The organism is Saccharopolyspora sp. ID03-671, assembly GCF_045278815.1.
GTDB classification, from domain to species: domain Bacteria; phylum Actinomycetota; class Actinomycetes; order Mycobacteriales; family Pseudonocardiaceae; genus Saccharopolyspora; species Saccharopolyspora ipomoeae.
This window is the reverse complement of sequence record NZ_CP134054.1, coordinates 3,708,608-3,730,737: the sequence shown is the minus strand read 5'-3', so window position 1 is coordinate 3,730,737 and position 22,130 is coordinate 3,708,608. Positions and strand designations below refer to the sequence as shown.

At 71.9% G+C, this 22,130-nt stretch carries 21 protein-coding genes; 16 read left to right on the top strand and 5 right to left on the bottom strand.

The features are described 5' to 3' along the window. The first annotated feature begins 102 nt into the window (after window positions 1–102). The 8 genes from REH65_RS17130 to REH65_RS17095 all read left to right on the top strand — a co-directional run bounded on the left by REH65_RS17130 (window position 103) and on the right by REH65_RS17095 (window position 6,829). Complete coding sequence (locus REH65_RS17130) at window positions 103–453, top strand: DUF485 domain-containing protein (protein WP_406688301.1); 351 nt, start codon at window positions 103–105, stop codon at window positions 451–453. Between the two features lie 5 nt (window positions 454–458). After that, window positions 459–2,081: a cation acetate symporter gene (locus tag REH65_RS17125; RefSeq protein WP_406693186.1), complete on the top strand. Its 1,623-nt coding sequence runs from the start codon at window positions 459–461 to the stop codon at window positions 2,079–2,081. A gap of 175 nt (window positions 2,082–2,256) precedes the next feature. Continuing rightward, window positions 2,257–2,607, top strand: a complete 351-nt coding sequence (locus tag REH65_RS17120) for a rhodanese-like domain-containing protein (RefSeq protein ID WP_281458943.1) — start codon at window positions 2,257–2,259, stop codon at window positions 2,605–2,607. 32 nt (window positions 2,608–2,639) lie between these two features. Next, entirely contained in the window at window positions 2,640–3,515 is an 876-nt protein-coding gene (locus REH65_RS17115) for a DUF4328 domain-containing protein (RefSeq protein ID WP_281458942.1), read from the top strand. Between the two features lie 121 nt (window positions 3,516–3,636). Continuing rightward, window positions 3,637–4,422 carry a glycerophosphodiester phosphodiesterase gene (locus REH65_RS17110; protein ID WP_406688300.1) on the top strand — a complete coding sequence of 262 codons (786 nt, stop codon included), beginning with the start codon at window positions 3,637–3,639 and terminating at the stop codon, window positions 4,420–4,422. Between the two features lie 24 nt (window positions 4,423–4,446). Continuing rightward, window positions 4,447–5,400, top strand: coding sequence for a DUF5926 family protein (locus tag REH65_RS17105; RefSeq protein WP_406688299.1), 954 nt, complete (start codon window positions 4,447–4,449; stop codon window positions 5,398–5,400). A 296-nt stretch (window positions 5,401–5,696) separates the two neighbouring features. Then, complete coding sequence (locus tag REH65_RS17100; protein ID WP_406688298.1) at window positions 5,697–6,275, top strand: SigE family RNA polymerase sigma factor; 579 nt, start codon at window positions 5,697–5,699, stop codon at window positions 6,273–6,275. After that, window positions 6,275–6,829 carry a hypothetical protein gene (locus tag REH65_RS17095; RefSeq protein WP_406688297.1) on the top strand — a complete coding sequence of 185 codons (555 nt, stop codon included), beginning with the start codon at window positions 6,275–6,277 and terminating at the stop codon, window positions 6,827–6,829. The genes REH65_RS17100 and REH65_RS17095 overlap by 1 nt, the downstream gene beginning before the upstream one ends. Before the next feature lie 41 nt (window positions 6,830–6,870). Here the strand turns inward: REH65_RS17095 and REH65_RS17090 are convergent, their stop codons facing one another. From REH65_RS17090 to REH65_RS17080, 3 genes are all read right to left on the bottom strand, one after another. Continuing rightward, complete coding sequence (locus tag REH65_RS17090) at window positions 6,871–7,431, bottom strand: ferritin (RefSeq protein WP_406688296.1); 561 nt, start codon at window positions 7,429–7,431, stop codon at window positions 6,871–6,873. Window positions 7,432–7,704: 273 nt separating this feature from the next. Beyond that, entirely contained in the window at window positions 7,705–8,925 is a 1,221-nt protein-coding gene (locus tag REH65_RS17085) for an arginine deiminase (RefSeq protein ID WP_281458936.1), read from the bottom strand. Window positions 8,926–9,043: 118 nt separating this feature from the next. Beyond that, on the bottom strand, window positions 9,044–9,853 hold the full coding sequence (locus REH65_RS17080; protein ID WP_406688295.1) for a CPBP family intramembrane glutamic endopeptidase: 810 nt from the start codon (window positions 9,851–9,853) through the stop codon (window positions 9,044–9,046). A 123-nt stretch (window positions 9,854–9,976) separates the two neighbouring features. On the opposite strand from REH65_RS17080, the gene REH65_RS17075 reads away from it, so the two are divergent. Next, window positions 9,977–10,348, top strand: a complete 372-nt coding sequence (locus tag REH65_RS17075) for a hypothetical protein (RefSeq protein ID WP_281458934.1) — start codon at window positions 9,977–9,979, stop codon at window positions 10,346–10,348. A 171-nt stretch (window positions 10,349–10,519) separates the two neighbouring features. Here the strand turns inward: REH65_RS17075 and REH65_RS17070 are convergent, their stop codons facing one another. Beyond that, entirely contained in the window at window positions 10,520–11,302 is a 783-nt protein-coding gene (locus REH65_RS17070) for a DUF2470 domain-containing protein (RefSeq protein ID WP_281458933.1), read from the bottom strand. A 345-nt stretch (window positions 11,303–11,647) separates the two neighbouring features. Between REH65_RS17070 and REH65_RS17065 the strand changes: the two genes are divergently transcribed. From REH65_RS17065 to REH65_RS17035, 7 genes are all read left to right on the top strand, one after another. Beyond that, window positions 11,648–12,532 carry a hypothetical protein gene (locus REH65_RS17065; RefSeq protein WP_406688294.1) on the top strand — a complete coding sequence of 295 codons (885 nt, stop codon included), beginning with the start codon at window positions 11,648–11,650 and terminating at the stop codon, window positions 12,530–12,532. Continuing rightward, on the top strand, window positions 12,529–13,734 hold the full coding sequence (locus tag REH65_RS17060) for a fumarylacetoacetate hydrolase family protein (protein ID WP_406688293.1): 1,206 nt from the start codon (window positions 12,529–12,531) through the stop codon (window positions 13,732–13,734). Before REH65_RS17065 ends, REH65_RS17060 begins: the two co-directional genes overlap by 4 nt. Window positions 13,735–13,738: 4 nt before the next feature. Beyond that, window positions 13,739–14,422 carry an IclR family transcriptional regulator gene (locus tag REH65_RS17055; RefSeq protein ID WP_406688292.1) on the top strand — a complete coding sequence of 228 codons (684 nt, stop codon included), beginning with the start codon at window positions 13,739–13,741 and terminating at the stop codon, window positions 14,420–14,422. Window positions 14,423–14,594: 172 nt separating this feature from the next. Beyond that, window positions 14,595–16,103, top strand: a complete 1,509-nt coding sequence (locus REH65_RS17050) for a cytochrome ubiquinol oxidase subunit I (protein ID WP_406688291.1) — start codon at window positions 14,595–14,597, stop codon at window positions 16,101–16,103. 9 nt (window positions 16,104–16,112) lie between these two features. Beyond that, window positions 16,113–17,120 (top strand): cytochrome d ubiquinol oxidase subunit II, encoded by a 1,008-nt coding sequence (cydB, locus tag REH65_RS17045; protein ID WP_281458928.1) that lies wholly within the window; start codon window positions 16,113–16,115, stop codon window positions 17,118–17,120. Next, window positions 17,117–20,452: a thiol reductant ABC exporter subunit CydC gene (gene cydC, locus REH65_RS17040; protein ID WP_406688290.1), complete on the top strand. Its 3,336-nt coding sequence runs from the start codon at window positions 17,117–17,119 to the stop codon at window positions 20,450–20,452. The genes cydB and cydC overlap by 4 nt, the downstream gene beginning before the upstream one ends. A 56-nt stretch (window positions 20,453–20,508) precedes the next feature. Beyond that, complete coding sequence (locus REH65_RS17035; RefSeq protein ID WP_406688289.1) at window positions 20,509–21,657, top strand: GAF domain-containing protein; 1,149 nt, start codon at window positions 20,509–20,511, stop codon at window positions 21,655–21,657. On the opposite strand, the gene REH65_RS17030 is transcribed toward REH65_RS17035, so the two are convergent. Continuing rightward, window positions 21,654–22,118: an Rv3235 family protein gene (locus REH65_RS17030; RefSeq protein WP_406688288.1), complete on the bottom strand. Its 465-nt coding sequence runs from the start codon at window positions 22,116–22,118 to the stop codon at window positions 21,654–21,656. The two genes, REH65_RS17035 and REH65_RS17030, sit on opposite strands and share 4 nt — an antisense overlap. Window positions 22,119–22,130: the final 12 nt, after the last annotated feature.

Genomic DNA, 22,130 nt, shown 5'->3' with positions numbered 1-22,130 from the left:
ACCCACCGGCACGTCGGATTCCGTAGCGTTCCGGCGTTGTGTGATTCAGGCTCACGCTTGCCGATTGCGCGAGAGTGGGCCTTTCTTTGTGGAAGGAGAGCCGTGAGCGCCACGGACCAAAACGGGTCCGGGTCCGGTATTGACGCCGAAACCTGGGCCGCTGCGCAAAGCAGTCCCGAATTCGCCCAACTGCGCAAGCGACTGCGCAACTTCGTCTTCCCGGTATCGGCGTTGTTCCTGGTCTGGTACCTGGTGTACGTGCTGCTCGCCGACTACGCGCACGGATTCATGAGCATCAAACTCGTCGGCAACATCAACGTCGGTCTGGTGCTCGGCTTGCTTCAGTTCGTGTCCACATTCGTGATCACGACCTGGTACGTCCGCTACGCCAACAAGAATCTGGACCCGGTCGCCGAACAGATCCGCGAAAACGTCGAGGGAGGCGGGAAGTGAGCTCGATGCAGGCAATTTCCGCCGCCCAGCCGCTCGCTCAGGAAGCGCACGGCGGCAACTCGCTGCTGAACATCGGCATTTTCGCGATCTTCGTCGCGGTCACGATGGTCATCGTGTTCCGGGCCAGCCGGAACACCAAGACCGCGTCGGACTACTACGCCGCCGGGCACGCCTTCAGCGGGCCGCAGAACGGCATCGCGATCTCCGGTGACTACCTGTCGGCGGCGTCGTTCCTCGGCATCGCCGGTGCCATCGCGGTCAACGGCTACGACGGCTTCCTCTACTCCATCGGCTTCCTGGTGGCCTGGCTGGTGGCTCTGCTGCTGGTCGCCGAGCTGCTGCGGAACACCGGCCGCTACACGATGGGCGACGTGCTCAGCTTCCGGATGCGCGAGCGTCCGGTGCGCACGGCGGCCTCGCTGTCGACGCTGGTGGTGAGCTTCTTCTACCTGCTCGCGCAGATGGCCGGTGCCGGCGGCCTGATCGCGCTGCTGCTGGGCATCACCGACAAGGGCGGCCAGGCGATCGTGATCGCCGTGGTCGGCGCGCTGATGATCCTCTACGTCCTGGTCGGCGGCATGCGCGGCACGACCTGGGTGCAGATCATCAAGGCGGCGCTGCTGATCGCCGGTGCCTTCGTGATGACCGTGTGGGTGCTGGGCCTGTACGGGTTCAACCTCTCGGCGCTGCTCGGTCACGCGGCCGACGTCGCCGGTGACAAGGTGCTCAACCCGGGCGCGCAGTACGGCAAGACCGAGACCAGCAAGCTGGACTTCATCTCGCTGGGCATCGCCCTGGTGCTGGGCACCGCGGGTCTGCCGCACGTGCTGATGCGCTTCTACACCGTGCCCACGGCCAAGGAGGCGCGTCGCTCGGTGGTCTGGGCGATCTGGCTGATCGGCCTGTTCTACCTGTTCACGCTGGTGCTGGGCTACGGCGCCGGTGCGATGGTCGGCCCCGACGCGATCAAGGACGCGCCGGGCGGGGTGAACTCGGCGGCGCCGCTGCTGGCCTCCCACCTGGGCGGTCCGCTGCTGCTCGGCTTCATCTCCGCGGTCGCCTTCGCGACGATCCTGGCGGTGGTGGCCGGTCTGACGATCACGGCCTCGGCCTCGTTCGCGCACGACATCTACGCGAACGTGATCAAGAAGGGCAAGGTCGACGACAAGCAGCAGGAGGTCAAGGTCGCGCGGATCACGGCGCTGGTCATCGGTGTCGTGTCGATCCTCGGCGGCATCGCGGCCAACGGGCAGAACGTGGCCTTCCTGGTCGCGCTGGCCTTCGCCGTCGCCGCCTCGGCGAACCTGCCGACGCTGCTGTACTCGCTGTTCTGGAAGCGGTTCAACACCATGGGTGCGCTGTTCAGCATCTACGGCGGTCTGGTGATCACCATCGTGCTGATCATCTTCTCGCCCGCGGTGTCGGGTGACGACGAGGCGATGTTCCCGGCGCTGGACTTCGCGCTGTTCCCGCTGAAGAACCCGGGTCTGGTGTCGATCCCGCTGTCGTTCCTGCTCGGCTACATCGGCACCAAGCTGAGCAAGGACGAGAACGGCGGCACGAAGTACGCGGAGATGGAGGTCCGCTCCCTCACCGGAGCGGGCTCGGAGAAGGCAGTCCAGCACTGACCTGATCCCTCCCGCAGAGCGCCCCGGACCCCTCGGTCCGGGGCGCTTCTCGCTGCGGTGAGGACAGTTTTAGCCATAATTACCCGGACAAAACGGACATTGATCACGGGTGATTATGGCTAAAACTGTCCCCACCCTCACCCCGATGACACGGCGGTCGTGGCAGCATCGGGGCGTGACTACTCCTCCTCCTGGACAGGTGCCCGGCGTCGAGCCGGAGGAACTGCCCGAGAAGCTGCCCGAGGGCAGCGTGCTGCTGGACGTCCGCGAGGACGACGAGTGGCAGGCCGGCCACGCCCCCGAAGCCGTGCACATCCCGATGAGCAAGCTCGTGGAGCGCCTCGACGACATCCCCGAGGCCGACCAGGTCTACGTGGTGTGCCGCTCCGGCGGCCGCTCGGCCAAGGTCACCGCGTACCTCAACGCCAACGGCTGGGACGCGGTCAACGTCGAGCGCGGCATGAACGGCTGGTCGGCCATCGGCCGCCCGCTGGTGGCCGCCGACGGCGACCCGTACGTGCTGTGACCGGGCAGCCCCAGCCGGACCGGGTGGAGTGGGTGGCCACTCCTCCCGGCGGACCGCGCCGCACCCGGCCGCCCCGGCGGCCGCGGCCCTACGCCGGTCCGCCGTCCTACCCGGCACCGCCGCGCTGGGGCTTCCCGCTGCTCGCCTGGCGCTGGCCGCTGGCGCTGCCCACGCACGACCGCGTCGACCACGACGAACGCGCCGGCGCCACCGCGGCCACCGCTATCGCGGCGCTGTGGGTGACCGCGGGCGTCGCCGCCCTGGCGACCGTCGCCGAGGTGTGGCGGTACGTGTTGCTGCTGCTCAGCAGGGGTGAGGCGCTGTCGCGCACGGTGCTGGCGATCTCGGACGCGCTGGTGGGCACCACCGGCGTGATCCTGGTGCTGATGGGCGTGCTGACCGGCGTGTTCACCGTGCTGTGGGGGCTGCGCGCGCGGGCCGCCGCGGCCGAGCGGATCGGCGTCCGCCCCGCCCGGCCGGACTGGCAGGTCGTGGCCGGGGTGCTGGTCCCGGGCCTGAACGCGCTGGTCCCGGGATCGGCGATGGCCGAGCTGGAGCACTGCCTGCTCGTCGCCGAGGGAGACCGGGACCGGGGCGCGCGTCCGTCGCCGAGCCTGCGCGTCCGGTTCTGGTGGGCGCTGTGGGCGGCGACGGTGCTGGTCGGCCTGCTCACCTTCGGCTGGACCTTCCGCGACGGAGTGCAGGCGCTCGCCGACGGCGTCGTGCTGCACGCGGTCAACAACGCGCTGGTCGCGGTGCTGGCGGTGGTGACGGCGCGGCTCATCGACCACCTCATGCGCCTGCTGCTGCCGCCCGACCCGACCGAGCTGAGCCTGCTGCGGGTGCACGCGGTCCGCGCGGCCCCGCCGCCGGAGCGCGCGCCGCGCCCGGGCACGGCTCCCCGCTGACGGGCCCGGAGCTGAGGGGCCCGGAGTTGGGGGGCCCGGAGTTGGGGGGCCCGGAGTTGGGGCGGAGCAGAATCGGTCACACGTGACGGCACGGACAGCGCCGGTTCCGGATACTGGAGGGGTGGCGGAGATTCCTGAGGTCGTCGCGCATCGGGGCGCCTCGGCGCACCGCGCCGAGCACACCCGGTCCGCCTACGAGCTGGCGCTCGAACAGGGCGCGGACGCGCTGGAGTGCGACGTCCGCGTCACCCGCGACGGCCACCTGGTCTGCGTCCACGACCGCCGCATCGACCGGACCTCCAACGGCCGGGGCGTGGTCAGCGCGCTGACGGTGGCCGCGATGGCCGAGATCGATTTCGGCCGCACGGCCGCCGAGTACGGCGTGCTCACCCTGGACGAGCTGCTCGGCATGGTGCGCGCGAGCCCGCGCCGGACGCGGCTGTTCGTCGAGACGAAGCACCCGGTCCGCTACGGCGGACTGGTGGAGCAGAAGCTGGTCGCCCTGCTGGCCAGGCACGGCCTGGCCGCGCCCGCCGACCCGGCGGGCTCGCCGGTGTTCATGATGTCGTTCTCGCCCGCCGCCGTCCGCCGCTTCAAGGAGGCCGCGCCCGCCGTGCCGACGGTCCTGCTGTTCTCCCGCTTCACCGGCGTCCGCCGGGGCGGCGTGCTACCGCCGTGGGCGGACCTGGCCGGACCGGACGTGCGGCTGCTGCGCGAGGACCCGGGTTTCGCGGCGCGCGCCGCCGCGCTGGGCCGGGACACCTACTGCTGGACGGTCGACGCGCCCGCCGACATCGACCTGTGCCGGAGCGCCGGGGTGCGCTACCTGGCGACCAATTCGCCGGAGGCGACCCGCCTCCACCTGGCTGATCCCGATTCCTCCCGATTCGGTAGCGTCGCGCTGTAGTCACCGCCAGCGATTGGATCAGCCGTGTCGAAGCGAGCCGCGACCAAGCCAGCCCAGCCCGAAGGCGCCGTCGGTCCCCGCCAGCCCTGCCCGTGCGGATCGGGCAAGCGCTACAAGGCCTGCCACGGCAAGGCCGGTGGTGCCGCGGACGTGATCGTGACCCGGCCGTTCGAGGGCCTGGCCGCCGAGTGCGAGCTGGTCGCGCTGCGCGAGTTCGTCCCGTCGGCGACGGCGGCGCTGCCGATGCGCGACGGCTCGGCGATCACCCTGGCCACGGTGCTGCCGATGGCGGCCGCCGCGCTGCACCGCAACGACGGCACCCGGTTCGTGGGCCTGCAGGTGCAGACGCACTCCGGTGACATCAGCCGCGACCTGGCCCGCGCGGTCGAGTGGGTGCAGGAGGCCGGCGAGGGCCAGTCGCTGTCGGTCGTCGGCCCCGAGACCGCCGAGGCCGGCACCGTCCCGGTCCGCCTGCAGGACCTGATCGACACCGATGCCGCCCTCGACGTCGAGCTGCACACCGATTTCGCCTGGTGGCTGCCCGAGGACGTGGACCCGACGGGCGAGGTCGCCCTGTCGCTGGAGCGCGCGAACGCCGCGATCATGCCCACCGACCGCCTCCGCGGCGAGGGCGTGACCTCGGCGTACTGGGTGGACGCGGGCGAGAAGGCGCACCTGCGCTGGGTCCGCCCGGAACCGGAGGAGCAGCTGCTGGCCGCGATGGCCCGGCTCTCGGCCCGCGGCGAGCTGGCCCTGGGCGAGGAGAGCCGCTACGCGGGTTCGTTCCGCGCGCACGGCCTGCTCGTCCCGGTCTGGGACCTCGACCGCGAACTGCACGCCCGCGAGTGGGACGAGCCCGCGGCAGCCCTCGGCTCCCGCCTCGACGAAGCCCTGGCCTCCCTGGACAGCGAGCCCCTGACCAGCACGGAGCGCCGCGCCAGGGACGGGCTACGAGGCCGCCAGATCACCATCCGCTGAAAGAACATGGCAGTGGTCCCCTTGCTCGGCGGTGCGGGTGGGGGAACCTGAGCGGCTCCGTGGACTCCGCGCGCCACTCCTGATGTATGCCGATGCACGGCGTCGCGGCGTGCTCGCCACGAAGCCGCTCAGAACCCCCGGCGGTGCGGGCCGCTCAGGTGGTGAAGGAGAAAGCGGCTTCGCCGCTTGCCTGACGTGCCTGCTCCGTTCGGGTGATCTCGGTTCCGTTGGGCAACGAAGTGGCGCGGTGGTGCGTATCCCTCCACAGTGGTACCCGGTGTCGAGGGGGTGGAGGGGTGACCGCGCACTCGCCTGCCGTGCCGGCCGCCGCTGAGGCGTCGGGACTACCTGTGGGGCAGGCGCGCCGGGGGGACATGGCTGCGACAGAAGACGACTTCGCCGATTTCGTCCGGGTGGCTCTGCCTGGGCTGATGCGGTACGGCCATGCCCTCACCGGCAACCCGCACGACGCCGCGGACCTGGTGCAGACGGTGCTGGAGAAGGTCGGCTCGCGCTGGAGCAAGATCAGCCGCACGACCGAGGACCCCACGGCCTACGTGCGCAAGGCGATGGCGAACGCGCACATCAGCCGCTGGCGCCGGACCCGCCGCGAGACGCTGCTGGCCGAGTTCCCGGACGTGCCCGCGATCCCGCAGCAGGACCGCTTGGAGAACGAGCCGGTGTGGCAGGCGTTGCGTGATCTGCCGCCGAGGCAACGCGCGGTGGTAGTGCTGCGTTACTACGAAGGTCTTTCCGAACTGGAGATCGCCGAGACCCTCGGCGTCAGCTGCGGAACCGTGAAGAGCCAGGCGAGCAAGGCGCTCACGTCCTTGCGGAAGCGGCTCGGCGAGACCGTCGAGGGAGGTGACGCGTGATGGATCTGGACGACGAGCTGCAGCGCCTGCTGCGCGACGACCGGCTGGACGTCCCGGTCCGCACCGGCGCGGAGTGGTCGCTGGTGGCCGCCGCGCGTCGCCGACGTCAGCGCAACTCGATGCTGGCCGCGACCGGTGTCGCGCTCGGGGCGGTGCTGCTGGTGGGCGGGGGAGTCGCGATGGTCAGCCACGAGCAGGGGCCGCTGCCGCCCGCGCGGCCGCCGGTGACCCAGCAGCCGGGAGGTCCGCAGGTCCTGCCGCCGCTGCCGTCGAGCGGATCGCTCGTGCCGCCGCCGACGGGTCACCTCCCGCCGCCGTCGTCACCACCGGGCACCCGCTGGCAGCAGACCGGTCCTTCCGAGCCGGAGCCCTCGATCAGCGAGTCGCACGACCCGTCGATCCTGCGCACCGGCCCGTCGGAGACCGCCGACCCGGAAACCTCGCAGCAGCAACCGGATCCGGAGACCTCGCAGCAGCAACCGCAGGAACCGCAGCAACCGGGCCCGTCGGAGCAGAGCCCGCCCAGCGAAATGCAGATCACCCCGAGCGGCTGAGCCGCTCGGGGTGATCTGCCCGGGTTTCGTCGAGCTCCGGGTTACAGCGCGCCGCCGGCCGCCTTGGGGGCGGTCGGGTCCGAGCCCTCGTCGCCGACCTGCTCGCGGGCGAGGAAGGCCTCGACGTCGAAGAGGTTGCCCTTGGAGCGGTCCACGACGTTGAGCAGGGTGGACATCGAGGAGACCTCCTCGACCTGCTCCTTGAGGAACCACTGCATGAACTGCTCGCCGATGTAGTCGCCCTCCTCGCGGGCGGTCTTGGCCAGCGTCTCGATCTCGCGGGTCACCTCGCGCTCCTGCTCCAGGGCGAGCGCGATCAGCTCCCGGGTCTCGGAGAAGTCGTTGCGGACCTGCTCGATGGCCGGGATCTGCGGCGTGATGCTGTTGTCCATGAGGTACTGGACGATCATCATCGCGTGGTTCCGCTCTTCCAGCGCCTGCTGGTAGAAGTGCGAGGCCAGCCGCGGCAGATCGTTGTCGTCGAACCAGACCGCGACCGCGATGTACTGCTGCGAGGCGGTGAACTCGTTCTTGACCTGTTCCTGCAGCAGGTTCTCGAACTTCGATTCCTTGTGCTGAATCTTCTTCGCGGTGACAGCCATGTGTCTCAATATAACCTTGAATCGGTCCAATCACATTCAAGGTGAGCCTTATTCTAATATGGTTAGCCTTAGTTTCCCAGGGTGGGAAGAAAGGTTTGCCTCAATTAATCAAGGCGAGCCACTACCTTGCCGTTCTCGCTGTCCGCGGCGCTGCTACCAGCGGAAACGGGGAAGGTCGTGCGATCCTTACCCGAAGCAACCTATCGGGTTCCGCTTATGAGTGCCGCCAAAATTCTACGGTTGTTCTCGATCACAGTCGAAATGTTCGCCCGATCAGGTGGACGCGATTCGCGTGTCACCGAGCGGAGCACGGCTGATCGGACACGACATGCAGCGCGGGCCGCCTCGTCCGGAACCCAGTTCCGAGCCGCTGATGCGCAGCACCTCGATGCCCGCGTCCTCCAGTCGCGCGTTCGTCTCGGCGTTGCGCTCGTAGGCCACGACCGCGCCGGGAGCGACCGCGAGCGTGTTGTTGCCGTCCTCCCACTGCTCGCGCTCGGCGGTCACCGGGTCCAGGCCGGTGTCGATCACCCGCAGCCGGTCGATGCCCATCGCCTCGGCCGCGGCGTCCAGGAACGGAGCCGGGCCGGAGACGTCCAGCGCGCCGTCCTTCGGGCGCAGCGCGTAGGCGGTCAGCGAGTGCTGGATCGCCGGGTACATCACCACCGCGTCGCGGTCGACCATGGTGCACACGGTGTCCAGGTGCATCGACGCGCGCGCCTGCTCGATCGGCACCGCCAGCACGGTGTGCGCGAGGTCGTCGGCGAACATCGACCGCGCCAGCGACTCCGCGCCTGCCGGGGTGGTGCGCTCGCCGACCCCGATGGCGACCACGCCGGGCGCCAGCAGCAGCACGTCGCCGCCCTCCACCGGTGCCGAGTGCGCGCCGTACGCGCGGGCCGCGTGCGAGAACCTCGGGTGGTAGGCGTAGATCAGGTCGGTGATCGCCGACTCGCGCCGCCGCGCGGGCATCGCCAGCGCCGCGATCGCCACCCGGCCGCCGATCCACACCGACGAGTCGCGGGTGAACAGCAGGTTCGGCAGCGGGTCGACGGCGAAGTCGTGCGGCCGGTGCATCCGGCGCACCAGCGAGCGGCCTTCCGCCTCCGGCAGCTCCTCGAAGGTCATGCCGCCGATGAGCACCTCGGCCAGCGTCTCGTCGGTGACGCCCGAGAGGTGCGAGCGCAGCGTGTCGGCCACGTCGGCGCCGAGCTTGAGCTCGTCGACGCCGGTGTGCACCGCGGCGGCCCGCGCGCGGGCGTCCGCGAGGGCCTCGGTGAGCAGGTCGCGCAGCAGCAGGACCTCGACGCCGCGTCCGCGCAGCACCTCGGCGAAGGCGTCGTGCTCCTCCTGTGCCCGGTCGACCCAGGGGATCGCGTCGAACAGCAGCTGGTCGTTGTTGCGCGGGGTGAGGCGCTTGAGCTCGGAACCGGGACGGTGCAGCACCACCGAGTTCAGCGGTCCGACCTCGCTCTGGACGTGCGGTCGAGTCACACCCGCAGACTAGCTGGGACGAACGTAATCGTCGCTGATCACGCGCGATTTCGATGGATCATTAACTTTCCCGGCGGCTGAACCGGCGATGCGTTGCGCGCCGCGCCGGAATCCAAGATCACGGGAGCCAGCCGACGCGCCCCCGCAGCGCCGCGTAGCCCACGAACGCGACCACGTCGATCAGCGCGTGCCCGATGACGAGCGGCACCAGCCGGTTGGAGCGCTGCCAGATCCGGCCGTAGACCAGACCCATCACGACGTTGCCCACGAACCCGCCGAAGCCCTGGTAGAGGTGGTAGCTGCCGCGCAGCACCGCGGCCAGCCACAGCGAGCGGTTCTCGCCCCAGCTGAGCTGTCGCAGCCGGGTCAGCACGTAGCCGACGACCAGGACCTCCTCGGCGAAGGCGTTGCCGAACGCCGACAGCACCAGCACCGGCGCCCGCCACCACGCGTCGGTCAGCGTCGAGGGCTGCACGGTCAGGCTCAGGCCGAGCGCGTGCGCCAGGAGGTACAGGCCGAGCCCGGGAATCCCGATCAGCGCGGCCAGTCCCGCTCCGCGCAGCGCGTCATTCCCCAACCGGGTGCGGTCCAGGCCGACCTTCCGCAGCGCGATCCCGCTGCGCCACAGCAGGAACGCGCCCAGCGCGCCCCACGAGATCAGCCGCAGCACGTTGACCAGCTGCGCCAGCATGTCCAGCAGCCCGAGATCGGCTCGCGGCTGGTTGATCGCGACCTGCTGCTGGGCCAGCGGCATCGGCTGCAGCAGCGCGTCCAGCAGGGAGATCAGGCTCTGCAGGCCCGACATGCCCAGCGTGACGGCGAAGACCACGAGCAGTTCGATGCGGATCGCCTTGCGCTCCGCCGGATCGGTGAACTCCTGGGGCTCATCGGGGCGTGTAGGGCTCAGCCAGGCGCGCAGGATGCTCACCGGACGCACCGTACCCGCAGCGGTGCCGCCACCGGATGCCCGTCGCGACTGGTTTCGGGAGGAGCGGAACCGCTGAGGGCTCCCGCTCCGTCGCATGAGTGTCGCCGACGCGAGAGGGTGCGCGTGGACGTTTACGTGTGGGGAACGCAGGAAGCCGAGCCGCTGGCGGAGAACCTGCCGGCGCTGGCCATGCGCGTGCTGCGGGAGGTGCGCGACTTCGACTCGATCAACTGCGCGCTGGGCGCCACGGACTTCTTCGGCATCCGCGACGGGCTCCTGGTGGAGCTGCAGTACGCGGAACCGGGCGGTCTGCAGGTCCGGTTCTCCGACGGGCTGACCGAGGGCCAGGCGTGGCGGGTGGCGCACGCCTTCCTGTGGCTGGTCACCCGGCAGCAGCAGATCGCCGAGGCGGTGCTGGTCGGCGAGGACGGCTCGCTGCGCTTCCGCCACGGCCGCATCACCCGAGCGACGTGGTTCTCCGACGAACTCACCTGACGGGACAGTTTTCATGAAAACTGTCCCACCCCGAACCCCAACACCCCTCACCACCGACGTTCGGTGGTGAGGGAAGTTTTCATGAAAACTTCCCCCGCCCAGGGGTCGATCCCCTCAGGGGGAGACGTCGTTCGGTGGGGACAGTTTTCATGAAAACTGTCACCGATCTCGTCAGGAGCCGTTGCGCTGCTGGGCGAGGAAGGGGCAGCCGACGAGGCGGCGGAGCTCGAAGCCGAGGCGCTCGGTGGTGTCGGCCGGTCGGGAGAAGCCCAGCCGGACGTCGTGGTCGCCGTCGGAGGACTCCACCCGCAGCCGCAGCCCGTAGCGATCCAGGCCGAGCGGCCGGATGTGGCCGCCGCGCAGCTGCTCCGGCAGGTGCCGGGCGAGCAGGCCCACGACGTCGCGGTGCGAGAGCTCCAGGTGCCGCAGCCAGTCGTCCTCGAAGGTGCAGAACGGGTCGGGTGTGGCGGCCTGGAACTCGGTCGGGTCCACCGAGTCGGTGCCCTCGGCGTCGGCGAGCACGATCGAGGCGGATTCCAGCCGCAGCACGCTGGCGCCGTGCCCGGCGTCGAGCAGTCGCGGGTCGGGCCGGTCGTCGACGATGGAGAGCACCTCGTGGTGCGCCTCCTCGGGGTCGAGCAGCCGCAGCCAGCCGGTCAGCCACAGCAGGCCGCGGACCGGTTCGCGCAGCCGCACCGGGGTCGGGTCGGCCACCTCCAGCACCGCCGCCAGCTCGCCGCGCGGGGCGTGCCAGCCTGCGGCGACCAGCGGGTGGTCGTCGGCGAGCAGCACGGTCGCGGTCCCGTCCGAGTGCACGTGGTGCAGCAAGGGGGCGACGCGGGCCGAGACCTCGCCCGACGGCAGCAGCGCGGCCTTCCCGCCGCGCTTGGCAATGCTCCTGGCTCGCTCCGCCACGCTCGGTCTGGCCGGCTTGCGGATCGTCTTCTCGCCCACCTGCTCACCTCCAACTTAGGCAAGCCTAACTTAAGCTGAAGCGCGAGAAAAGCCCCCGTCCCGGTGAGCGGACCACGGGTTCCGGGCCTCGAACGCGCTGCGGGGCTCCCCGCCGAACCCCTTACTACCAGGTGCGACGGTGGCGTGGGGAGCCGACCGGACCAGTGAGCGCAGGTCCGAGCGGGTGGTTGTCCGGGAGGAACCACCCGGGTGGTGGGTGGGGTGACTACGCAGGGGTGCATGATGTCCGCCAAACTCGTCCCAGGGAGGCGCATATGACCCGGTCAGACGTCCGTTTATCGGGCATCTTTGTTCACTGGCCGCAACGGCACTAGCGTGTCCACCGTGTCAAGCGCTGTTGAGCTTCGCGCGCCAGGTCCGCGCGGCATCCCACCCCTGTTCGCCCGACTGGTCGATGACGCCGCGCTCTTCCCGCCGCCCGGAAACCGCAACGAGGTGGCCACCCCGGTACCGCAGGCGGTCACCGACCACCTGGACGCGCGGGCCGGCGAGTTCGCCGGCCTGCTCGGGCCGATGCTGTGCCAGGCGTCCCGGCTCGCCGAGCTGATCACCGAGCTGGCCAAGGCCAAGCCGTCCTCGCCGATCCCGCTGTCCCTGGTGTGCGACACCGGCCTGGGCGGCGTGCCCAAGGCCCTGTCGATCATCGAGGGCAGGCAGGAGCTGCTCGCGCTGCGGATGGTCGAGATGCCCGCGCCGTCGGACGTCGACGACATCTGGCTGGAGCGCGTCTCGGAGTTCGTGCCCGAGGACATCACCCGCGTCGTAGAGCCCCGCCGCGGCGGGGAGGGCTGGTTGGACGGCATCCGCCGCGTCGCCGAGCACGGCTGCTGGCCCAAGCTGCGCACCGGCGGCCAGACCGCCGAGGCCGTGCCCACGGTCGACGAGGTCGCCGAGTTCCTCGCCGTCGCCGGATCGCTGGACGTCCCGTTCAAGGCCACCACCGGTCTCAACGCCGCCGTCCGGGGCGAGGACCCGGAAACGGGATTCACCCATCACGGTTTCCTCAACCTGCTCGTCGCGACCGCGCGCTCCCTTTCCGGCAAGGATGTGCGGGCGGCGCTGGAAAGCACCGACGGCGCCGCGCTGGCCGAGGAGGCCCGCTCGCTGTCCGACGACGCGGCCAACGCGGTGCGCGACGTCTTCGCCTCGTACGGCTCGTGCTCGCTGAAGGACCCCGTCGCCGAACTGGAAGGATTGGGGTTGCTTTGAGCTGGATCGAGGACGCGGAGTTCGCCCCGGACAAGCCGTTCGGGCCGCAGACCCTCCCGTACGGCGTGCTGGTCACCGGCACCGGTCCGGTGGTCGCGGTGCGCGTCGGGCGGCACGCCCTGCCGCTGCGGGGCATCTCCGGCGAACTCGGTCCTCGGCTGGCCGACCTCGTCTCCGGCGACTCCCTCGACCCGCTGCTCGCGGCGGGCCGGGACGTCTGGCGCGAGCTGCGGGAACGGCTCACCGGCATCGTGACCGCCGATCGCGCCCCGGCCGGGGCCGAGCTGGTGCGCACCGACTGGCACACGCTGTCGATGCCGTTCACCGTCGGCGACTACGTCGACTTCTTCGCCTCCCGGCACCACGCCGAGAACGCCGGTCGCATCCTCAGCCGGGGCGCGGCGCCGCTGCCGGAGAACTGGACGCACCTGCCGATCGGCTACCACGGGCGCGCCGGAACGGTGTGCGTGTCGGGCACCGACATCCACCGGCCCAGCGGCCAGCGCAAGGCGACCGGCGACGCGCACCCGGCGTTCGGCCCCACCCGGCGGCTGGACTTCGAGGCCGAGGTCGGGTTCGTGTGCGGCGGTGAGGCCGCCGCGCGCATCCCCACCTCGGAGTTCGCCGAACACGTCTTCGGCGTCGCGCTGGTCAACGACTGGTCGGCCCGCGACGTGCAGGCGTGGGAGTCCAAGCCGCTCGGCCCGTTCCTGTCGAAGTCCTTCGCGACCTCCGTCGCCGGCTGGATCACGCCGCTGGAGGCGTTCGAGCACGCGCGCGTCCCGGCCCCGCCGCCGGAGCACCCGCTGCAGCAGTACCTGGTGGAGTCCGAGCCGTGGGGCCTGGACCTGCGGCTGGAGGTGCGCTGCAACGAGACGACGCTGTCGCACCCGCGCTTCGCCGACATGTACTGGACCCCCGCGCAGCAGCTCGCGCACCTGACCGTCGCCGGCGCCCCGGCGCGGCCCGGCGACCTGTTCGCCTCCGGCACCGTGTCCGGGCCCGAGCGCGAGCACCGCGGCTGCCTGCTGGAGCTGACCTGGGGCGGATCGGACCCGATCACGCTGTCCGACGGCGAGCAGCGGACCTTCCTCCAGGACGGCGACCGGGTGACACTGAGCGGTAGCGCGCCGGGCCCCGGCGGCTCGGTCGTCGGGCTCGGCGAGGTGACCGGCACGGTGCTCGCGGCGGCTCGGAGGTGACGCGATGGCCCAACCCGATCCGACGCACGTCCCGCGCCTCCCGCACGAGGTGCCCGCGGGCACCAAGGAGAGCTCGCTGACGCTGGAGCGCGGGTTGAGCCTGCTCCAGGCGGTGGCCGACGCGGAGAGCGAGGCGCCGACGATCAGCGACCTGGCCGCGCGCATCGGCGTGAGCCGCGCCGCCGTGTACCGGCTGCTCGGGCCGCTGCAGAGCCGCGGGCTGGTGCGGCGCGAGGGGTCTCGGGTCCGGTTGGGTCTCGGCGTGCTGTGGCTGGCGGGACGGGTCCTGCCGCAGCTGCGGGTCGCCTGCACGCCCGCGCTGCGGGCGCTGGCGGAGAAGGTCGGCGCGACCGCGCACCTGACCGTCGCCGACGGCAGCGAGGCGCAGGCCGTGGCGGTCGTCGAACCCTCGTGGACCAGCTATCACGTGTCCTACCGGGTGGGCACGCGCCACCCCATCCAGCGCGGTGCCGCAGGGCGGGCGGTCGACCTGCCCGCGGGTGCGCCCCGGTGGATCTCCAGCAGCGGTGACCTGCAGCAGGGCGCCTTCGGCGTGGCCGCGCCGGTGCGCGGGGTGCCGGGGCTGCGCGCCAGCGTCGGAGTGGTGGCGCTGCAGCCGATCGCCGCCGACGAGATCGGGCCGATGGTGGTCGAGACGGCGGAGGCGGTCGCCGAAGCCCTCCGGTGACCGTCCGCTTCGGACGGCGCCACCTGATCGTTCGGGTGTTTCGTCCCAGGTGGGCGTCGTGGTCGCGCTGCGTGGATGAGGACCTAGGTCCCGCTGAGGTCGGGACGCTCGACCGGGCGATTGGGGGCCCTTGCCTCTGCGCGCGCACGCGTGCGGGCGGCAGTGTGGGGGCGTGGATCTGCTCGACATCGCGCGCTGGCAGTTCGGGATCACGACCGTCTACCACTTCCTGATGGTGCCGCTGACCATCGGACTGGCGATCCTGGTCGCCGGGATGCAGACGGCCTGGTACCGCACCGGGAACCGCCGATACCTGAAGATGACCAAGTTCTGGGGCAAGTTGATGCTGATCAACTTCGCCATGGGGGTGGTCACCGGGATCGTGCAGGAGTTCCAGTTCGGCATGGCCTGGAGCTCCTACTCCCGCTTCGTCGGCGACGTCTTCGGCGCGCCGCTGGCGATGGAGGGCCTGCTGGCGTTCTTCGTCGAGTCGACCTTCCTCGGCCTGTGGATCTTCGGCTGGGACCGGCTCTCCAAGGGCGTCCACCTGGCCTGCGCGTGGGCGTTCTCGCTGGCCACCGTGCTCTCGGCGTACTTCATCCTGGCCGCCAACTCCTGGATGCAGCACCCCGTCGGCATCCGGATGGTCGAGGGCAAGCCCGAGCTCATCTCGATCTGGGCGGTGCTGACCAACTCCACCGTCCTGGCGGCCTTCCCGCACACCGTCTTCGGCTGCTTCGCCGTCGCGGGCGGCTTCCTCATCGGCATCGCCGCCTGGCAGATCGTGCGGCAGCGCAAGCAGGCCGACAGCACCGGTGAGCCCGTCGACGAGGAGGACCGGCGCGCCTGGCACGGATCGATGCGGCTCGGCGCCTGGGTCGCGGTCGTGGCCTTCGCCGGGCTGGCGATCAGCGGCGACATCCAGGGCAAGCTGATGTTCGACCAGCAACCGATGAAGATGGCCTCCGCCGAAGCGCTGTGCCACAGCGAGGCGCCCGCCAGCTTCTCGATCTTCGCGGTCGGCGACGTCAGCCGCCCCAACTGCGAGGACGTCAAGAGCCTGACCGTGCCCTACATCCTGTCGTACTTGGCCGAAGGCGACTTCACCAGCGAGGTCGACGGGGTCAACGAGCTCATCCCGAAGTACCAGGCCGCGTACGGCACGCACTACCCGGACGACCCGCGGCTGGGGCAGTTCGCGGGCCAGCCGATCGACTACCAGCCGCTGCTGCCGGTGACCTACTGGGGATTCCGGTTCATGATCGGCTTCGGCGGGCTGGCCGCGCTCGGCGGCGTGGCCGTGCTGTGGCTGACCCGCAAGCAGCGGTTCCCCCGCGGCAAGTGGTGGGCGCCGCTGGCGCTGCTCGGCATCGGGGCGCCGTTCGGCGGCAACATCGCCGGGTGGGTGTTCACCGAGATGGGCCGCCAGCCGTTCGTCGTCGCGCCCAACCCGAACCCGTCCGGCGTGGACGGCGTGTACATGTACACCGCCTCCGCCGTGTCCTCCGGCGTGACGCCCGGCGAGATGCTGACCTCGGTGATCAGCCTGACCGCGCTCTACGGGGTGCTGCTGGTCGTGGAGATCTTCCTGATGATCCGCTTCTCGCGCGGCGGGTTCGACGCCGTGATGCCGCCGGAGAAGAAGTCCGACGCCGACGAAGCCCTGTCCTTCGCGTACTGAGAGGCCGAGATGGATCTCCCCACCTTCTGGTTCCTCGTGATCGCCCTGCTGTGGCTGGGCTACCTGTTCCTCGAGGGCTTCGACTTCGGCGTCGGGATGCTGCTGCCGATCCTCGGGCGCGACAACACCCAGCGCCGCGTCCTGATCAACACCATCGGTCCGGTCTGGGACGGCAACGAGGTGTGGCTGATCGTGGCCGGTGGCGCCACCTTCGCCGCCTTCCCCGGCTGGTACGCGTCGCTGTTCTCCACCGCCTACCTGCCGCTGCTGGTGCTGCTGCTCGTGCTGATCGGGCGGGGTGTCGCCTTCGAGTACCGGGGCAAGGTCGACACCGACCGCTGGCGGCGCACCTGGGACGCGGTGATCGTGCTGGCCTCCTGGATCGCGCCCGCGATGGTCGGACTGGTGCTGTCGGCCAACGTCTTCGGGCTGCCGCTGGACGCCAACGGCGACCGGGTCGGAGGCTGGTGGACGATCTTCAGCCTGCCCAGCGTCGTCGGCGCGATCGCCGTGGTCACCTTCTCGATGCTGCACGGCGCCGTGTTCCTCGCGCTCAAGACCGAGGGCGAGATGCGGTTGCGCGCCCGCCGGTTCGCGCTGCGCGCCGGCCTGCCGCTGCTGCTGCCGGTGGTCGCGCTGGTGCTGCTCGCCCAGTTCCGCGAGGGTTCGGCCTGGACCTGGATCCCGCTGGTGATCGCCCTGGCGGCGGGTCTGCTCGGTCTCGCCAGGGTCGCCGCCGACCGGGAGGGGCAGGCGTTCTTCCTGCAGGCCGTCGCGCTGACCGGTGTGGTGGTGACGCTGTTCGGCTCGCTGTGGCCGAACGTCATCCCGTCCACCGTGGACCCCGCGTTCTCGCTGTCCGTCGAGGACACCGCCGCCAGCGATTACCCGCTGATGATCATGACCTGGGTCGCCGCGTTCGGCACCCCGGCCGTGCTGATCTACCAGAGCTGGACCTACTGGGTGTTCCGCAAGCGCATCGGCACGAAGCACATCCCACCGGTGCACGCGCCGTGAGCGGCCCGCTCGGCGCCCTGCCCCGGCTGTCCGGGTCGACGCGGCGCGCGCTCGTCGTCGGCGGACTGCTCGCCGCGGGCAACGCGGTCGCGCTCATCGCGCAGGCGTGGGCGATCGGCAGCGCGCTCGCCGACGTCGTGGTGCGCGGGGTGCCCGCCGCCGAGATCGGAGACCGGCTGGTCGTGCTGGCCGTCGCCGTCCTCGCCCGCGCCGCGCTCGGCTGGGCCACCGAAGCGGTCTCCGCGCGCGCCGCCGCCGGTGCCAAGGAGGAACTGCGCGCCCTGCTGCTCGACTCCGCGCTGCGGCGCGGCCCCGAGTGGATCGGCAAGCGCGGGCCCGCCGAGCTCACCGCCCTGGCCACCCGGGGTCTCGACGCGCTCGACGCCTACTTCACCAAGTACCTGCCCGCGCTCGTCACCGCCGCGATCGTGCCGCCGCTGGTCGGCGCCTGGATCCTCTGGTCGGACTGGGTGTCCGCGCTGGTCGTGGTGCTGACCGTGCCGCTGATCCCGCTGTTCGCGTGGCTCGTCGGCCGCTACACCGAGCAGCGCACCGCCCGCGCCACCGACGCCGAGCACCGGCTGTCGGCCCGGCTGCTGGAGCTGATCCGCGCCCTGCCGGTGCTCACCGCGTTCGGCCGCGCGCGAGCCCAGCGCGAGGTCGTCCGCAAGGTCAGCGAGGAGCACCGCCGCAGCACCGTCGCCACGCTGCGGATCGCGTTCCTGTCCGCGCTGGTGCTGGAGCTGTTCTCGTCGCTGTCGGTGGCGATGGTCGCCGTCGGCATCGGTCTCCGCCTCGTCTCCGGTGATCTCGACCTGGCGACCGGGTTGTTGGTGCTGGTCCTGGCCCCGGAGTGCTACCTGCCGCTGCGCGCTGTCGGCGCCGCGCACCACGCCAGCGAGGACGGCGTCGAGGCCGTCAGCCGCGTCGACGAGATCGTGTCCGCCCCCGAGCCGACCGGGTTCGCGGTCACCGGGAACCCCGACGACGAGCCCGGTGTGCTGCGGGTGTCCGGACTGCGGGTCCGGCGCCGCGACGCGTTCGTGCCGGACGGGCTGAGCTTCACCGCGCGACCCGGATCCGTGCTGCGGCTCGCCAGCGGCGACCTCGGGTCCGGCGACATCGGTTCGGGTGACATCGGGTCCGGGGACATCGGCCCGAGCGGCAGCGGGAAGTCCACCGTGCTGGCCGTGCTGCTCGGCTTCGCCCACCCCGACTCCGGTGTCGTGACCTGCGGTGGAGACACCCCCACCGTCGAGGAGTGGCGGCGCCGGGTCGCCTGGGTGCCGCAGCGCCCGACGTTCACCGGTGGCACGGTCCGCGACGAGCTGCTGGTCGCCACCGCCGACCAGCCCGACCTCGCCGACCACGTCGACGGGACGCTGGCCGACGCCGCCGCCGGGCACCTGGCCGACCGCCGCATCGACGAGCTGTCCGCGGGCGAGCGCCAGCGCGTCGCCGTCGCCCGCGCCCTGCTGCGGCTGCGCGGCGACGCGACGTTCCTGCTGCTCGACGAACCGACCGCGCACCTCGACGCGGCCAGCGCCCAGCGCGTCGACGCCGCCGTCGCCCGCGCCGCCCAGCGCGGCGCGACCGTCGTCCTGGCCAGCCACCGGCCCACGTCCGAGAGCACCGGACCCGAGACGGCGGCCCCGGAAGTCGAGGCACCGGGCGCAGCGGAGACCACCGCGCGCGGCCGACTGCGCGACCTGATCGGCACGCGGACGCTCGCCGGTGCCGCGCTCGGCGCGCTGTCGCTGCTGTCCGGACTCGCGCTCACCGCCACCTCCGCCTGGCTGATCGCCCGAGCCTCCCAGCAGCCGCCGATCCTGACCCTGTCCGTCGCGGTCGTCGGCGTCCGCACCTTCGCGCTCTCCCGTGCCGCGCTGCGCTACCTGGAACGGCTCGTCACCCACGACGCCGCCTTCCGCACCGCAGGCGACCTGCGGGAACGACTGTGGTCCGCGCTGGTCCGGCTCGGTCCGGTCCGCACCGCCGGACTGCGGCGCGGTGAGGGCGTGGCCAGGCTCGTCGACGACGTCGACGAGGTCCGGGACCAGATCCCCCGCGTCGTCCTCCCTCCGCTGATCGCGTTCGTCGTCCTCGTGGCGGCCGTCGTGGTGCAGGCCCTGGTGCTGCCCGAAGCCGGCCTCGTGCTCGCCCTCGCCCTGGCGACCGCGAGCGTGGCGACCCCCGTCGTCGCGGTGCTCGCCGAGCAGCGCGCCAGCGCCGCCGTCGCCGAAGGCCGCCGCGTCGTGGCGGCCCGCGTGCTCGCGCTGCTCGACGGCGCCGCCGAACTGCTGGCCTTCGGCGCGCACACCCGGCGTCGCGCCGAACTCGCCGAGGCCGACTCGCGGCTCGCCGCCCGCGCCCGCCGCGCCGCCTTCGGCACCGGAGCCGCGACCGCCGTGCACACGCTGCTGATCGGCGCCGCCGTGCTCGGCAGCGCCCACCTCGCCGCGACCGCCGTCGCCGACGGCCGACTGGCGCCCGAACTCGCGCCGCTGCTCGCGCTCGTCCCGCTCGCCGCCGCCGAAGCCGTCGCGCTGCTGCCGCCCGCCGCGCAGCAGTGGCGCACGCTGCGCGCCGCCCACGACCGGCTCGCGCCGCTGCTCAGCGCACCGGAGCCCGATCAGCGCCCGGCCGGGACCGAGGGCGAGATCGACCTGGTCGGCGCCGACATCGCCTGGCCCGACGGGCCGGTGGTGCTCTCCGACGTCGACCTGCACGTGCCCGCCGGGTCGCACGTCGCCGTCGTCGGGCCCTCCGGGGCGGGCAAGTCGACGCTGCTCGCTTTGCTGCTCGGATTCGTGCCGGCCGCGGGCGGTCTCGCCCGGGTGCCGGACCGCGTGGCGTGGTGCCCGCAGGACCCGCAGCTGGTGACCACCACCGTCCGCGAGAACCTCCGGCTCGCCGCACCCGGCGCGACCGACGCCGAGCTCACCGACGCGCTCGACACCGCCGGACTGCCCGGTTGGGACCTCGACACCCCGGTCGGCAGCGGCGGAACCGAGCTCTCCGGTGGCGAGGCCCAGCGGCTCGCGCTAGCCCGAGCGCTGCTCGCCGACGCCGACCTGGTGCTGCTCGACGAGCCCACCGCGCATCTCGACGCCGAGACCGCGGACGCGCTGCTGCACCGGCTGCGCGACCGGCTCCGCGGCCGCACCGTCGTGCACGTGACGCACCGGATCAGCGAGACCGCGGGCAGCGACCTGGTGCTCCGCGTCAACGGCGGCCGGGTCGACCGTGACCAGGTGGACGGCAGCCAGGTCGACGGTGACCAGGTGAACGGGGGCCGGGCCCGCACCACGACCACGGCGGATGTGTCATGAACCGCACCAGCAACTCCCTTCACCGCGTGTACGGGCGCTATAGCCTCGAAAGCGTCATGGATTCCACCCTCGCCAGGCGGATGCTCACCGCGTCCACCGAGATCACCAGGGTGGCGCTGTCCGCGGAGTATCCCGAGGCGGTGCTGCCGCTGGTCGTCCGGCGCGCCGCGGAACTCGCCGAAGCGGACCTCGGCGTCGTCACGGTGCGGTCCGACGACGGACGTCTCACCGTCGAAGCCGCCTACGGCGCCCCGAGCGCGACCGGCCCGCTCGCCGATCCCGTCGGAACCGTGCTCTCCTCCCGTTCTGCGGCCGCACGCGTCGCGCGCAGCGGCGTTCCCGTGGTCGTCGACGACCTCATCGACGACCCGTTGACCGCGCCGTACGTGCCCGCGTCGCTGCGGGTGTACGGGCCGTTCGCCGTCGCCCCGTTCGGCACCCGCGAACGGCGCCTCGGCGCGCTGGCCGTCTACCGGCGACGCGGGGCGTCGACCTTCAACCGCGTCGCGGTCGACGTGCTCACCTCCTTCGCCGCGCAGGCAGGTCTCGCGCTGGTGCTGGCCGAGGGCTCCACCGCCCGGCAGCGGATCGCCGTCTACCAGGAGCGCGAGCGCATCGCCCGCGACCTGCACGACGTGATCGTGCAGCGGCTCTACGCCGCGGGCGTGCAGCTGGACGTGCTGCAGCGCCGCGTCGAGGGCAGCCTCGACAGCGCCGACGCCGACCGGCTGGCCGAGACCGTCGAGCAGATCGACCAGGCCATCGCCGAGGTCCGCGCGACCGCCCGCACGCTGCGCTCGGCCGACCCCGAGACGCCCAACCAGGCACCCGCGCTGGACGACTCGATCCGCTCCGAGGTGCAGATCGCCGGTGAACTGCTCGGCAGGCCGCCCAGGCTGGAGATCGACGGCGACCTCACCGACGTCCCGGTGCCGGTGGCCGACCACGCGCGGGCGGCGCTGCGCGAAGCGCTGTCCAACGTGGTCCGGCACTCGGGCGCGCGGACCGTCCTGGTGCGGGTCCGGCGATCGGAGTCCGGACTGCGGTTGCAGGTCGTCGACGACGGCTGCGGGATCCCGCGCGACGTGAGCAAGCGCGGTCTCCGCAACCTCGAAGAACGCGCAGCCGCGGCCGGCGGGCGCTGCACCCTCGCCTCCTCCCCGGACAGCGGGACGACCGTGACCTGGGAAGTCCCGCTCGCCTAGAAGGCGCTCCGCTCGATCGGCGACAGCCGGGTGCAGACCCAGCGCTGCGCTTGCCGCTCGATGCGCAGGACCAGGGCGCGGAACCGGTGCGCACCCACGATCAGGCAGGCCTCCACCACCGAATCCCCGACCGCGCACGCGTGCACCGAGTGCAGCCGGTAGTCCGGGTGGCCGGCGCCGTGCAGCCGGACGCCGATCAGGTTCCCGAAGACCGTGGCCGTCAGGGACTCGCGCACCCGGTCCGCGCGCGTGCGCCCGGCGAGCACGTCGAAGACCTGCCTGCCGATCATCGAGGCGACCGCCGTCGCGCTGCGCTGCGCCGCGTCCCGAGGACCTGGTGGTGGCTCGGTGCGGGAGCGGGCAGCCGACGCCGGACGGGCGATCGGACTGGGCGGGAAGGTGGTTCTGGTTTGCGAGGTGGTTCTGGGCCGGGCAGCGGTGCTGCCCTGGATCGCGGTCATGGGATCTCCTCC

Coding starts and splice junctions, on each gene's coding strand:
- REH65_RS17035 (WP_406688289.1), top strand. CDS start 20,509: ATGGATTCCACCCTCGCCAGGCGGATGCTCACCGCGTCCACCGAGATC.
- REH65_RS17055 (WP_406688292.1), top strand. CDS start 13,739: ATGGCCCAACCCGATCCGACGCACGTCCCGCGCCTCCCGCACGAGGTG.
- REH65_RS17125 (WP_406693186.1), top strand. CDS start 459: ATGCAGGCAATTTCCGCCGCCCAGCCGCTCGCTCAGGAAGCGCACGGC.
- REH65_RS17090 (WP_406688296.1), bottom strand. CDS start 7,431: ATGGCTGTCACCGCGAAGAAGATTCAGCACAAGGAATCGAAGTTCGAG.
- REH65_RS17095 (WP_406688297.1), top strand. CDS start 6,275: ATGGATCTGGACGACGAGCTGCAGCGCCTGCTGCGCGACGACCGGCTG.
- REH65_RS17030 (WP_406688288.1), bottom strand. CDS start 22,118: ATGACCGCGATCCAGGGCAGCACCGCTGCCCGGCCCAGAACCACCTCG.
- cydB (WP_281458928.1), top strand. CDS start 16,113: ATGGATCTCCCCACCTTCTGGTTCCTCGTGATCGCCCTGCTGTGGCTG.